Below are 13,198 nucleotides of genomic sequence, written 5' to 3'. Positions count from 1 at the left end.
GTCGCCGCAAGGTGCGGTCGAGACGGCGCTGGCGCAGATCTGGGCCGAGCTCCTTGGTGTCGAGCGCATCGGGCGCAACGACCACTTCTTCGAACTGGGCGGCCACTCGCTTTTGGCCGTGCAGATGCTCAGTCAAGCATTAAATCTTGGGCTGAGTTTTAGCGCCACCGACCTCTTCCGAGCCCCTGTTCTAAAGGAGCTTGCATCGAAGATTCGTTTGCAGGTGCAGCCCAGTAACACGGCGGTGATTCCCGTTCGAGCGACCGGATTGCAGCCACCTCTCTTCTTTGTCCCCACAGGTTTTGGGGATTGTTCGTATGTCCTCGGTTTGGCAGCGGAAATGGATGCAGACTGCTCGGTCTACGCTCTGCCATGGCCCCCTTTGGATGACGTTCGTCCACCGACTCTTGAGACGATGGCCGTGGAGGTGATTCTTGCGATTAAACAGATCCAGCCCCGTGGCCCATACCGTTTTGCTGGATACTCATCAGGTGCAATCCTGGCTTATGCAATTGCCGAGCAGTTACTGAGTGTTGATGAAGTTGTGTCATTCATGGCGTTCATCGATGTCAGTCTACCCGCGGCTTCTTCAAACGGATCACTGAAGAATTTGGCGCGAGAATTTGTTTTGGATCGTTGTGGAATCTTGCGCGATGAGTATCACGAGGTTCTGGAACGCGACACCGAACCATGTTCCATCTCTGAGTTGCTTGAAAAGGCGCAGCAAATAGGAGCGTTAGCTCCAGATCACGATCTTCGCAGTGACGTTTCAATGTATCAAAGGGCCGCGACATTTCACCGCGCGCTACAATCGTATCGCGTTCCGTCGCTCGCGATTGAAATACATCAGTTCTATGCGAGTGAGCCTCTCGTCAGTCGTTGGGTACCATTTGACAAACGACCCAGTAGCGACTTGCCAAACCAGGGCTGGGACCGGGTCGTGGATGCTGGGGCTATTCGTGCCGTACCGGTTCCAGGCAACCACGCGACAATGGTGAGCAATCCAGAAAACCGCCGAGTTCTGGCTCGAGCCATTTCAACAGCCTTGATCGGGACTGTTGAATAGACCGAGAAAACTTTCTCCGAAAGCTGAGGGTTCGAAGCTTCGTCTCGAGATCCGCCGCTGCTCGTTGGTTTTTCCCTGGACCTGTGCGCACACGTCGTCGATCGGCTGAAAGCTGATCTCAGAACTCCAGGCCTTCAGATAAAGGCGCCCGCTTACTCTTCCACGTATTCCACTCATCCAGAATGGCACGATCGATATCGAGTGCGGCGGAACTGCCAGCAGCAAGCAGAGTCAGGAAGCCGAGTGACGGTCAGTCCCTCCTTCAAGTTATGCTGTGTCTCGTCAATTTTGCGATGAAACTGCCAATCCTACGATCGAAGGAAGGAAAGGTTTACTTTCAATAAGGCGCTGACATCTTAGTTCGGTTTTTAACAGCCCCGCTGTGGCGTCGATGCCGCGTCGAACGCAACCTGAAATTACACCTGATACTCCACTTCGCCTTGCCGATGCTGTGAAGGTCGCATTTCCTTTGGGAGGAATGACCGTCGCGGGTTTGCGTCGTGAGCGCGACCGTAATCGACTGGTTATCGAGAAGATTGCGGGCAAGGAATTTACAACGCTGGCTCATATCGGACGGATGAGAGAGCTATGCCGCGAAGAAGCAAGGGCGCCCGACTTCAGCTCAAGGCTGCCCGCCGAAACAAGAGCGCATAAATCACTCACCGGGCAATCTGGATCATCAGAGACAACGGCCGGGATGTCAGCACAGGCTGCGCTGCAGATGAGATTGCGGCCGCGGAGGAAAAGCTAGGAGATTACATCAGCTCTAAACACACGCCAAAGCGAAGAATCCTCCACATAGACGATATCGCTATCGCGGATGTCCTCTCGATTTATTTGGACGCGCAGTTAGACAATCTTCGCGGCCGTTTCAATGTCGATAGCGAGAGCAAAGATACGATCGCCAATATCCGCAACTTTAAGAAGCGGATCGAACCGTTGAACGGGTGGGGGGGGGTAAAAATGCCCGAAGCCATCCCAGTCATCGTGAATGCTTAACGCGGGGCTGGCCGGTATCGAGAGGTACGTCGATCCGCTTGCCGCTCTGGTCAGCCGCTACGATCACGTGATCGGCGTACAGGGTGCCAGTCGTGCAATGTTTTGTTGCCATTGAGCTGTAATCCGGCTTGGTCCGACGTCACCGCCGGCTGGTAGCGATCGCCGGCGCCGACGCCCAACTCTGTTATCGCGACTCCGATTATCGCACTATTCGCGATGGCTCTGAGCCACCGCGCTTGGTGGCCTCATCCTTGTTCAGGCGTAAGTCCTCGAGCAGGTCGAAGTGTGTCCTCTGCGCCTTGGAGTCCGTAGGCGCAAGTGCAACGAGCAGATCGAAGGTCTGACGAAGCGATGCGCCGAGACCACCGAACTTGACCGGAACCCGCAAGGCTCCAAACCCCGCCGCTTTGAGCAGCTTTATCGCTTCGAACGGGACAACGCGGTTTCGCTCGCGCTCCACCGCCCCCGCGGCGATCCCCTCAAGCACAGGCCGGAGCGAATCGCTTCTCGAATGGAATGCATTCAGTTTTACGCATTGATCGTATCCACGTCATGCGTTCGCCGCCCCGACTCTGCGATGACCCATTTCGCGCAGCTGATTTTTTTCCTTGAATGGCGCGCCGCCTCGAACGAATGTCTTGGATCCCGCAGAAATACAGTCTGGCTCTCCAACGACACGGGAATATTCTTCGTGAGCGTGGATTTTCGGTCTACTGAGTTGCGCGGAGAGAAGCAGAACAATGACCATTCACCACGTGGGCCCCATATCAGCGATGTAGAACTGGAGAACGGCTGAGCGTCTATTCCAAAGGACGGGTTGCCAAAATGCTGACCGGTTGGCTCAACTGTCTGTATGATCCGGCGGTGCTTACCGGCACCGTGCGAAGGCACATCGTAGCGTTCAGGAAATAGTGCTCGAAAGCTGACTGGTGCGCCTCAGAGATGCGGACCAATTTATGTCTGAAAGCCGGTAGTTGCTGCGCGAGCGATCCTGGCCTCGACCGAAGGGTCTTACGCCGTCCGCGATTTAGCTTTGCAGGTCAACGCTCGCGAGCCGCTGCCGGTCCAGAATCACGATCTCGCGTTGAGTATTGCCGATGAAATCGAGGACGCCATCACTGTGCAATTGCGATACTGCACGCGAAACGGTCTCGATGGTCAGGCCAAGGTAATCCGCGATATCACGCCGAGACATTGGCAGCGAGATAACGTCAGCAGCCGTGAGCCGTTCATCCATTTCGTGCAAGAACGCGGCAACGCGCTCCAGAGCGGTTTTGCGTCCAAGCAGCAGCATGTGGTTTTCGGCGTGCTGCAAGTTATTCGTAGTCAGGCTGAGCAAAGTGCGCCAGACAACCGCGTCAGTCTCGGCCACCGTCTCAAGATGTTGCCGCCTGATCAGGCGAACAGTGGTTTGGATGATTGCTTCCGCCGTGAATCGGTGGGCTACGCCGTTCTCGAGTCCAAAAATATCACCTGGCAAATGAAATGCGCCGATCTGACGGCGTCCATCGGGGAGTAACTTGCAAGTCCGTACCGCGCCTTTTCTGACCTGATAGACGTACTCGGCTGGGTCACTCTCGATGTAGATCGTCTTACCTTTCTTGTAAGTGAATTCGCTCAAGCTGACGATCGGATTTGACCCGCTCGATATGCCGAGCTCACTGAGCGAATTGATGCGGGATCTTTGGTCTGTGGTGATGCTCACAAACATGGTCCGACACTCCTAAACCAGAATATGCGAAGGGAATTGGAGCCTCGCGAATAAATTTGGTGCAATCTATGGATGCCTGCACAGTATTTAACAATCATCTATGAAAAAGAAGTCGTGTCCTTGTGACGCAGTGCCCGCGCAACAGTCGAGGCGAGGCAATTGTGGCCTTCGATCGTCGAGGATAGGTGCCCGGCAACACGCCTCAGAGCGAATGAAACGATCCTAGATTTGACTGCTGTACGAGTGTTCTGCTGCGCGAAGGCGCCAAGTCGCGGTTAAAAGATGCGTTTCGCCGGGCGGTGTCGCTGGAAGGCTGCTTCGAAATGCCGGCGGGTTAGCCCAGGACCGAGGACGGGTCGAATAATCCGCTCCAACCCTCTCATTGCTCCCCACCCTTATATCCAACGTCCTGCTCAAGTATCCCGCTCGGGTCTCTGTCCACGGGTGATGGTCTTGCTGACGATAGTCCGACTGGACCCACCATCCGCCATTGATTAAGATCAAACCGCTTTATTCGGATCCTCTATCCTTCAGCGAATTAACGGAGGCAAGAGATCTCATGCGCTACGTTCTCGCTATCGGAGTGCTAACACTTCCTATCCTCGTCGGCTTTGGATCAGGCTCGACCGCCGCTTCACGGGTTCATTCGTACACCCCACCGGCCCGGCAAGACGTTTATTGCTTGCAGGGCCGAGCCTGGGGATATCCGGGCAACTGCCAGTTCTCAACCTATAGCCAGTGCATGGCTACCGCCTCTGGCACATATGCCTATTGCGGTATCAATCCGATCTACGCCTTCGAGCGACAGGGAAGGCAATTCGGCTGGAGCGAACGTCGTTAGGTCAGCCAAGGACGGCGTTGGATGAACGGGCGGGCCGTCCAGGCTCTTGTTGCCGTTCGCTCGACCCCGCCTATTCTGCGCTGAATCCGTTGGGGCGTTCGTTTGATTGCGTCCAGTGCCGAGCGTGCTTGCATGTTGGACGGCAATAGCCGGTCCGACCATGCGAATTCGATGTCTCCGATCTCTTCGGCAGAGCAAGTGATCTCAGATGCCGGCGAATGCGATTGGAATATTCCAGTCAGCGGCCGAAGCCGCAGTATTTGGTGCAGATGGTCCGATGCCGCCGTACGGCCGTGGCGATTTGAATGACCTTCTGCGCGGCGAGGAAATGATCAGCTTGCACCCACACAGCAACAAACGATGCGTTCGCCGCTAAACAAAAGGAAGCTGATTTTCCCCGCGTGGCGAAAAATAGTTCGTCTTGGACTCGCATGGTCGAACAATCTCTGAGAGGATTGATCATCAGGCGATGGTCCCACTCAGGAGCGCGGACAATGCGCAACTACGTCTTCGACAACGTTACGCATTCGATTCCGAGCAAGCTCGTCGACCAGTTGTGTTCGTGTTGTTCCTGAGCGGCGTCTTAATTCATAGAGACGATCTGGCCTGAGATCGCTCCAGCTCCTCGAAATCAATAACGCAAACGCTGGCTGAACAGCAGTGTCGCGCCCGTTCGTCGTGATCGGCGTGGTCGCATGGTGCTGCGCGCTCAGGCCGCGCCTACCTCGCAGTAAGTGTCATTCTCAAGGGACAAACCACTAGTCTGTAAACAACGAACCGATCAAATTCGCCTACTGGGTGCCGAACGTATCCGGCGGGCTCGTGATTTCTTCGATCGAGCAGCGTACCAGCTGGGACATCGACTACAACCGGAAGCTTGCTCAGATCGCCGAAAAGGCGGGCTTCGACTACGCACTCAGTCAGATCCGATTCACGGCGGGTTAGGAGCCGACAAGCAGCACGAGCCGGTCAGCTTCTCGCATGCGCTGCTGGCTGCGACTGAAAAGCTCAAGATGATCGCCGCTCTCCTTCCCGGGCCATGGAATCCCGCCGTAGCGGCGAAGCAGATCGCGACAATCGGCCAGCTTACCAACGCGCGCGTTGCGGTGAATATTGTGTCCGGTTGGTTCCGCGGTGAATTCCACGCAATCGGAGAGCCTGGCTCGATCACGATGAGCGCTACCGGCGTTCGGAGGAGTTCATCAATGCTCTGCGCGGGATTTGGAGGGAAGAGAGCTTCACACTCAAGGGGGACTTCTATCGGTTCAACGAGTACTCGCTGAAGCCGAAACCGCTCGATCCGCTGCCCGAGATCTTCCAGGGCGGCTCTTCGCGCGCCGCCCGCGACATGGCCGCTCGCGTGTCCGACTGGTACTTCACGAACGGGAATACGCCCGAGGCAGCCGCTTTACGGAAGAGATGGGGTATTCGGTCCCGATCGTCTGACCTATTTGCTGCGCGGCACGTTTTGGCTGACGATCATGGACCAACTCCATCCGAAGGAGAAAAGTCATGATCTACGTCGGCCTCGATGTTTCGCTGAATTCCGTTGCGGTATGTGCGGTGGACGAGACCGGAAAGCTTATCCGGGAGGGAACCATCTTGGCGGATGCGCCATCGATTGTGCAGTACCTCGAACCATGGGCTGGTCAAGTTCAACGGGTGGGCCTTGAGGCAGGACCGACGTCAGAATGGCTGACCGCAAATCTAATCGAACTGGGGCTGCCGGCCGTCAGTTTGGAAGCCCGCCAGGTTAAGGCGGCACTTTCGGCCATGCCGGTGAAGACCGATCGGAATGACGCCCGTGGGATCGCGCAGGTGGTGAGAACGGGATGGTTCAAGCCTGTTCACGTCAAGAGCATCGGCAGTCAAAGGGCCCGGACGCTGGCCGCGGCTCGCAAGCATATCATCCGCTCCATCGCTGCCGCAGAGCAAGTCATCCGCGGACTTCTGCGTCCGCTCGGTCTCAAAGTAGGAGTCGTCTCGCGGAGTCTGTTCGCGACGCGAGTTCGTGAGTTGGTCGGCGATGACGACTTGCTGGAGGCGATCATGAATCCGCTGCTTGCCGGACGCGAAGCGCTGATGCGGGAGTACGGCCGACTGCATCGTCTGGTTCTGAAGGCCGTGCGCAGTGACCCGGCTTGTCGGCTCTTGATGACAATGCCGGGGATCGGCGCGGTCTCTGCGTTGACCTTCCGCTCCACTGTGGACGATCCGAGGCGATTCCTGCATTCTCAATCCGTCGGTGCCTATCTCGGGTTAACGCCCCGGCGATACCAATCTGGCGAGGTTGATCGGGTGGGACGGATCACAAAAGTCGGAGATGGAGAGACGCGCACAGCCCTGTTCGAAGCTGCCAACGTTGTTCTCAGGCCATCAACCCGATGGTCTCCGATGAAGGCTTGGGCGGTGCGTGTTGCCCACCGGCAAGGAAGCAAGCGTGCGAAGGTCGCGCTGGCCAGAAAGATGGCTGTCGTCCTTCACCGAATGTGGATTGATGGAACCGAATTCCGATGGACGGCGGTGGCGTAAGGACGCCGTCGCCATCCCAAGAGACGCCCGTCGCGGGGCGTGGGGATGGTCGAGTTCGTATGATCTGTCGTGGCGTCCGCCCTCCAGGCGGCTGACTACGCCGAAGAGCTTGAACCGACCATTCAACCGAACCCCATCGTGTGGCGGCTTTGCCGACCACGAACAGAAGCAAGGTACCCGCGGCACGCGCTCTTAAGGGATTGACAGAAGCAGACCGAATACAGAAGCAGATCATCGGGATTTTGAAGGAGCACGAAGCTGGCGTGTCGGTTGCCGATCTGTGCCGGACGGCGTCAGCGATGCCAGCATCTACAAATGGAAAGCCAAGTTTGGCGGGATGGAGGTATCGGAGGCCAAGCGGCTGAGGACGCTGGAGGATGAGAACACGCGTCTGAAGCGGCTTTTGGCCGACGCCATGCTGGACAATGCTGCGTTAAAGGACCTCCTGGGAAAGAAGTGGTGACGCCCGCGGGGAAGCGGAAAGCTGTCGCCCATCTCATGGATGCCCACGGGATGAGCGAACGGCGGGCGTGTAAAGCCATCGGCTGTTGCCGCATGACCATCAGATACCAGACGTCCCGGGCGGATGATGCCGCCCTGCGCCAACGCATGAGGGCGCTCGCCCAGGAGCGCCGTCGCTTCGGCTATCGGCGCCTGCATGTTCTGCTCAGGCGGGAGGGCTATCTGGTCAACCACAAGAAACTGTTCCGGCTCTACCGGGAAGAGAGGCTCGCGGTTCGTCGCCGTGGCGGCCGCAAGCGGGCGATCGGGACCCGAGCGCCGATGGTGGTGCCGATAGCGCCGAATGACCGCTGGTCGCTCGACTTCGTCTCGGACCAGCTCACCGATGGCCGCCGCTTCCGCATCCTGACCGTGGTCGACGAGTGCACGCGCGAATGCCTGGCGTTGGTGGCCGATACCTCGCTGTCGGGCTCCCGGGTGGCGCGGGAGCTGGACCGGCTGATCATCGAGCGCGGCAAGCCCAAAATGGTGGTCAGCGACAACGGCACCGAATTGACCAGCAACGCCATCCTGACATGGGCCGATCAGAGCCGCGTCGCCTGGCATTACATCGCGCCCGGCAAGCCGACGCAGAATGCCTTCATCGAAAGCTTCAATGGCCGTCTCCGAGACGAATTGTTGAACGAGACGCTGTTCACGTCGCTGGCCCAGGCCCGCGTCGAACTCGGACATTGGCGGGCCGACTACAACGATACGCGACCTCACTCGCAACTCGGATGGAAAACACCATCGGAGTTTGCCTTCACCTGCAACCCGCGACGGGATCTGGCGCTGCGCTATGCCGATGGCTCCGCACCAGCTCCCGTCGCTACCACCGCCCATTCGGCTAAATCCAACAGCCGGGGCGAACTCAGGACTGGATAAAACTTGATGTGGTGGAACGGCCCGCTCCAACAGCATCAAAGTGCTAGAACGTGGTCGTTGTTCGAACGCCACAAAGGAGGGACCGTTCCGTGAAACAGGTTATCACCATCGGGCTCGATCTGGCCAAGCACGTTTTCCAGGTTCACGGGGCGGATGCCGAGGGCTCACCCGTGTTCAACCGGAAGCTACGGCGCAGCGAAGTTCTGCGTTTCTTTGAGAAGCTGCCACCATGCCTGGTGGGAATGGAAGCATGCGGTAGCGCCCACTATTGGGCACGCGAGATCGCAGCTCTCGGTCATGAGGTCCGGCTCATTCCGCCGGCTTATGTCAAACCCTTCGTCAAGCGTGGTAAGACGGATGCGGCGGACGCGGAGGCCATCAGCGAAGCGGTGACCCGAAAGACCATGCGCTTCGTGCCGATTAAGACGGCTGAGCAACAGGCTGCCGCGATGGTGCTGAAGACCCGCGCTCTTCTAGTGCGGCAGCGAACGCAGGCGGTCAACGCGTTGCGCGCGCATCTGGCAGAATTGGGCATCATCGCCACCGCCGGCCTGGCAAAGGTTGAGGCGCTGGTCGCAATCATACGGGATGAGACAGATGCTCGCCTGCCCGCAGCAGCGCGCTTCGCGCTGATGGCTATTGCCGACGAGATTGAAGCTTCAGCCGACCAGATCGAGAGGCTCGAGCGCGCAATCGTTGTGGAGGCCAAGCGCGACGAGGACATGCGTCGGTTGACCACAATCCCTGGCGTCGGCGCCATTACGGCGGCGACCATCAAGGCGCTTGTGCCGGATCCCGGCGGGTTCAAGTCGGCTCGCCACTTTGCCGCCTGGCTGGGATTGACGCCGCGGTCTCATTCAAGCGGAGGCAAAGAGCGGTTGGGACGAATATCGAAGATGGGAAATCCGGAACTCCGCTCTCTCCTCGTTGTCGGGGCAACGGCCGTCTTGCGGGTCGTCCGAAACGACGCTCGGGCGCGGCCGTGGCTGAAGGCCCTTCTTGCCAGACGGCCCTTCAAGGTTGCCGCCGTCGCGCAGGCCAATAAGACAGCGCGGATCATCTGGGCGCTCCTGAACAAGGGCGGAAGTTATCGGCGTCCCGACCCATTGGCGGTTACCGCGGTGACGCAGTGACCACCAAAATGATCTGACCGGCGCAGGCCGGCAGAGGGCAAGGTGCAACAACAGGCGATGAACCCTTGGGACGAAATCCCGAAACGAGTGAAGCTACTGCCCCCAATGCGCTCAAGCGCGTAAACTTGATTTGGCTCCTCGTTCCGCGGATCTCATCGAGGCCAGCGGCCATATTGTGCCGCGCGCAAAGGCCGGACATATGACCGCACCGTCCCAATGTGTGAAATCGACTGAAAAAGCTCTTGCCTCGCGGGCCGTTCCACATATGGGGGCAAGGTCAGAACCTGATCGGCACGCCGCAGCAAGTCGCTGAACGGATCATCGAGCTCAAGCATGCCGGCGCCGACCTGATCCTGCTCGGGTTCCTGCACTTCCAGGAAGAGGTCGAATATTTCGGCAAGCATGTGATCCCGCTGGTCCGCGAACTCGAGACAAGGACGCCCGTACGCGTTCAGGCTGCCGAATAGGTGTAAAGCGAGGGGCAGCCACGTGATGGCGATTGCGACAGGGACGCTGAAGCAGCTGAACAGCGAGCAGGGGCTTTCAATCCTGGTCGCGGAACAGAATTCGACGGTGGCGCTGCGCTTTGCCGACCATGCTGTCGTGCTTGAGAGCGGCCGTAGCGTGCTGTCCGGCTCGTCAGTCGAATTGCACAGCCGCGACGACATCAAGGCCCTTTACCTCGGCGGTTCGCCGCAAACCGACGCCGCCGAGAAACCGCTCATCCATGCCGTTGTCGCAGTTTGACGAAACACAAGGGAGAATGACCAATGGCTAACGACAATCTTGCTCGCAAGTTCGATTCTGACATCTATTCTCGGCTGGATGCCGCGATTGATGCGACCGTAAAGGTCAATGCCGATCGCAATGATCTGGAAAGTCGCTTTCCAAGAGAAAATCTGAGGGCATTGGCGGAAGCCGGCTGGACCGGCGTGTTGAATGAATCACGCTTTGGGGGCCTCGCTCTTGGCCATGTTGATTTTGCCGAAGCCGCTTACCGGATCGGACAGGCCGATGCATCGACCGGCCTCGTCTATGTCATGCATGTCGGCGCGGCTCAGACGATCAGCCTGTTTGGTAACGACGACCAGAAGGAGCGCTGGCTCAAGGCGAACAATGGCGCCCTGCTTGGCACATATTCGACCAGCGAGCGCGCCACCGGTGGGCACTGGTGGTACAACCTCTCCGAGGCATCGCGCGAAGGCGACAATTATCTCCTCAACGCAGAAAAGTCGTTCACAACGAGTTCCGGCCAAGCTGATTTCAGCTTCGCGACAGCGTTGACGGGAACACCATCATCTTCTTCCAGTTCCGTCAGTGCCATCAAGATCATCATTTGCGGACCTGTAATGCCGAGCGCATTCGCCTGGTAGGACCGAAGATCGTCAAGGCATATGTCGATCGATCTGATCTCCCATGTGAAGCGCCTCAGTAGATCCTGACTCACGCGCAGCTCCTTCCGGAGGCGTGTCGCTAATCCAGGCAGCTTGGGTGGCATCTGATCTCAGGAGCTCCATCCTCGAAACGATTGGCTGCTGGCCGGGCTCAACAAAAGGGGACCGATCTTCGCTGATCGCTTCGACGTCCCAAGCGCCCGATCTAAAATCAATCGCCACACTCGGACGAGTTCGTTCCGGTTCGATATCTAAGAGGAGGAGCCCCGGTCCAACTTGGACTGTATCACGTCACTTCACCTAATTGTCGTAACTAAATCCGTCAAATACTTGAGAATGTCCGCAGGATTTTCGTAGATCGCGCCGCTTGTGCGCAGTTATTCTGCAGACATATCCTTGATGTCGCGAATCGTAGACAGCGAGTTCGAGCTCGGGTTGCGCAGGATGTCCTTGCCATAAGCGCCCCAAAGAACGAGACTGATCTCGCACAGCTTCATCGGGGCACGGGTCCCCACGGCCTTGCGGCGAGCCCGCCGTTTGCGGACGGTGAGCCCTTCCTCGCGGTAAAGAGAAGTGGGTGCCGATCCAGAAGGACATGGCCAAGCTCGGCATCAACTTCAAGGACAACTGGGTTATCAGTGGTCGAGACCTTCGCCGAATTGGTCGGGCTGGTTTAACTGCGGACCTCTTTGGCTAAGGGGCAGCAGGTGCAGCAGCCGCAGTTTCCTGTTGCTTCTTCAGCTCCGCGACTTTCGCCAGCACAGCCGCCCAGCGCGGCGCAGAGCGCCGCAATCGCAAATTGACGCATGAAAAATTACCCCCAAGACCGGAGGCGACTATAGGGCGAGGGACCCGAGAGCAGCAACAATTCTTTGACCGCCGCCCCCCAACGGCTTGGGGGTAGCAGGGTCGCATACCGCATAATATATAGCGGTCGAATCGCATCAAAGCAGTTGATGACGGCCCGAATCGAGGGATTGTGACAACCTGCAAAAAACGCAAGGCTTGATTCCCTAGCGTCTAACGCTAGTAATTCGTTAAGAATTGCTCGCGCGACTCGAATAGTCGCAGATCTGGGGAGGAACTATGGCAAGGCGGGTTAACGGCCCGTTAACCATAAACGACGACAGTCAGTTCGTCGACGACCAACCCATTGAAAAGAATTCGAACAGCCACTTTAACGCAGGCCTACTGCAACGAATGGTCGTGCTTGGTTGTTCTGTAGATCCGGTCCGCCGGAAAAAAGGAGGCGGTGCCCATGAGACACCGCCCCAAGTCACTGAGATGCGGACTGTTCAGCTTAGCTGGGCAGTCCGCGGCAGTGGGCGATGACCCACTCCCATTTACCGAGGCGGAACCGTGTGTAAGCGCGAACGCTTACAGGGCGGGTGCCGCCACAGTGCGGGTAGTGAAACATGCTGTTTCACCTCCTTTCCGAGATCGCGCCAGGATCGAGCCTGGCCCTCCTTCGACGAGCGAAGCCGCCGAAATCCATGTAAGTCGTGACGACTTCCACGCATCGCGGAGTGGGCGATTCGGATGCACCATCTAGCTAAATGAACGAATCGTCAGAGAGTCGCAAGGGTGGTTGGCTGCTATCCAGCTTTTTCAGTGGAAGGGCGCGGTGATTCGCGCCCAGTTACCAATGGCGAGAAGGTAACTGCGGCCGAGATCGAGAAGCTGAACAAGTAGTTGGCCACGATCTTGACAGCACTGTCCCCGACGCTGCCGGTGGTGCGGATGTGGTCTCGCAGTTTGACGGCACCTGTCGTTTATGACACGTGCGTCCCGCCCTGAGGTGGGCGCATGATTGCTGCTAAACGAGGGCCATTGCTGTGCAGCGCTACTATCTTCCGATTATCCATAACGGACAACTACAGGCGGACGATGCCGGCGAGATGTTTGGCTCAGCCGCTCTCGCGAGCCAGTACGGCGCCCGGGTCGCTCATGAGATCGGCAGCGATCCCGAGTACGATCCAGGGAGTGGCACAGTGGTAATAGTTGTCGATAGCGCCGGTGTAGAGATCGCGCGGCATGCGGTTGGCCGAGCTGCCTGGTAAACTTCCCACCGTGGGAAGTTTAGCTCAGGTCACTTTGCGGCTTGTGTGAACGACCCTGGTGCTGGCGACTCCTTTA

The 13,198-nt window shown here is 57.9% G+C and carries 8 protein-coding genes and 4 pseudogenes; 10 read left to right on the top strand and 2 right to left on the bottom strand.

All coding sequences use genetic code 11. The features are described 5' to 3' along the window. The coding region (locus I6F24_RS35700) for a thioesterase domain-containing protein (RefSeq protein ID WP_225145759.1) at positions 1-1,066 on the top strand (1,066 nt) is incomplete at its 5' end. A 1,282-nt stretch (positions 1,067-2,348) separates the two neighbouring features. Beyond that, positions 2,349-2,861 (top strand): hypothetical protein, encoded by a 513-nt coding sequence (locus tag I6F24_RS35690; protein ID WP_225131115.1) that lies wholly within the window; start codon positions 2,349-2,351, stop codon positions 2,859-2,861. Between the two features lie 231 nt (positions 2,862-3,092). On the opposite strand, the gene I6F24_RS35685 is transcribed toward I6F24_RS35690, so the two are convergent. Continuing rightward, entirely contained in the window at positions 3,093-3,776 is a 684-nt protein-coding gene (locus I6F24_RS35685; RefSeq protein ID WP_225131113.1) for a helix-turn-helix domain-containing protein, read from the bottom strand. Between the two features lie 559 nt (positions 3,777-4,335). Between I6F24_RS35685 and I6F24_RS35680 the strand changes: the two genes are divergently transcribed. After that, the gene (locus I6F24_RS35680; RefSeq protein ID WP_128947516.1) at positions 4,336-4,617 is read left to right on the top strand and encodes a DUF3551 domain-containing protein; all 282 of its coding nucleotides are present in this window, start codon (positions 4,336-4,338) and stop codon (positions 4,615-4,617) included. A 238-nt stretch (positions 4,618-4,855) separates the two neighbouring features. On the opposite strand, the gene I6F24_RS35675 is transcribed toward I6F24_RS35680, so the two are convergent. Next, complete coding sequence (locus I6F24_RS35675; protein WP_225131111.1) at positions 4,856-5,080, bottom strand: hypothetical protein; 225 nt, start codon at positions 5,078-5,080, stop codon at positions 4,856-4,858. Between the two features lie 317 nt (positions 5,081-5,397). On the opposite strand from I6F24_RS35675, the pseudogene I6F24_RS35670 reads away from it, so the two are divergent. From I6F24_RS35670 to I6F24_RS35640, 7 genes and pseudogenes are all read left to right on the top strand, one after another. Then, a pseudogene (locus I6F24_RS35670) lies at positions 5,398-6,016 on the top strand (LLM class flavin-dependent oxidoreductase); the annotation flags it as partial. A 113-nt stretch (positions 6,017-6,129) separates the two neighbouring features. Next, positions 6,130-7,149 carry an IS110 family transposase gene (locus I6F24_RS35665; RefSeq protein WP_225131109.1) on the top strand — a complete coding sequence of 340 codons (1,020 nt, stop codon included), beginning with the start codon at positions 6,130-6,132 and terminating at the stop codon, positions 7,147-7,149. Positions 7,150-7,349: 200 nt separating this feature from the next. Then, a pseudogene (locus I6F24_RS35660) lies at positions 7,350-8,535 on the top strand (IS3 family transposase). An 89-nt stretch (positions 8,536-8,624) separates the two neighbouring features. Beyond that, on the top strand, positions 8,625-9,668 hold the full coding sequence (locus tag I6F24_RS35655; RefSeq protein WP_225131108.1) for an IS110 family transposase: 1,044 nt from the start codon (positions 8,625-8,627) through the stop codon (positions 9,666-9,668). A 281-nt stretch (positions 9,669-9,949) separates the two neighbouring features. Then, a pseudogene (locus I6F24_RS35650) lies at positions 9,950-10,135 on the top strand (dimethyl sulfone monooxygenase SfnG); the annotation flags it as partial. Positions 10,136-10,181: 46 nt separating this feature from the next. Beyond that, positions 10,182-10,415, top strand: a pseudogene (locus I6F24_RS35645) (ABC transporter ATP-binding protein); the annotation flags it as partial. Between the two features lie 23 nt (positions 10,416-10,438). Continuing rightward, positions 10,439-11,041 carry an acyl-CoA dehydrogenase family protein gene (locus I6F24_RS35640; protein WP_225131106.1) on the top strand — a complete coding sequence of 201 codons (603 nt, stop codon included), beginning with the start codon at positions 10,439-10,441 and terminating at the stop codon, positions 11,039-11,041. Positions 11,042-13,198 lie beyond the last annotated feature (2,157 nt).

The sequence above is a fragment of the Bradyrhizobium sp. BRP23 genome (genome assembly GCF_020194135.1).
GTDB classification, from domain to species: Bacteria; Pseudomonadota; Alphaproteobacteria; order Rhizobiales; family Xanthobacteraceae; genus Bradyrhizobium; species Bradyrhizobium yuanmingense.
The sequence above is the reverse complement of the archived record's forward strand: the minus strand, read 5'-3'. Positions and strand labels throughout refer to the sequence as shown.

Excerpts from the sequence above, each read along its gene's own strand:
- I6F24_RS35685 (WP_225131113.1), bottom strand. The coding sequence starts at position 3,776 with ATGTTTGTGAGCATCACCACAGACCAAAGATCCCGCATCAATTCGCTC.
- I6F24_RS35665 (WP_225131109.1), top strand. The coding sequence starts at position 6,130 with ATGATCTACGTCGGCCTCGATGTTTCGCTGAATTCCGTTGCGGTATGT.
- I6F24_RS35640 (WP_225131106.1), top strand. The coding sequence starts at position 10,439 with ATGGCTAACGACAATCTTGCTCGCAAGTTCGATTCTGACATCTATTCT.
- I6F24_RS35680 (WP_128947516.1), top strand. The coding sequence starts at position 4,336 with ATGCGCTACGTTCTCGCTATCGGAGTGCTAACACTTCCTATCCTCGTC.
- I6F24_RS35675 (WP_225131111.1), bottom strand. The coding sequence starts at position 5,080 with ATGATCAATCCTCTCAGAGATTGTTCGACCATGCGAGTCCAAGACGAA.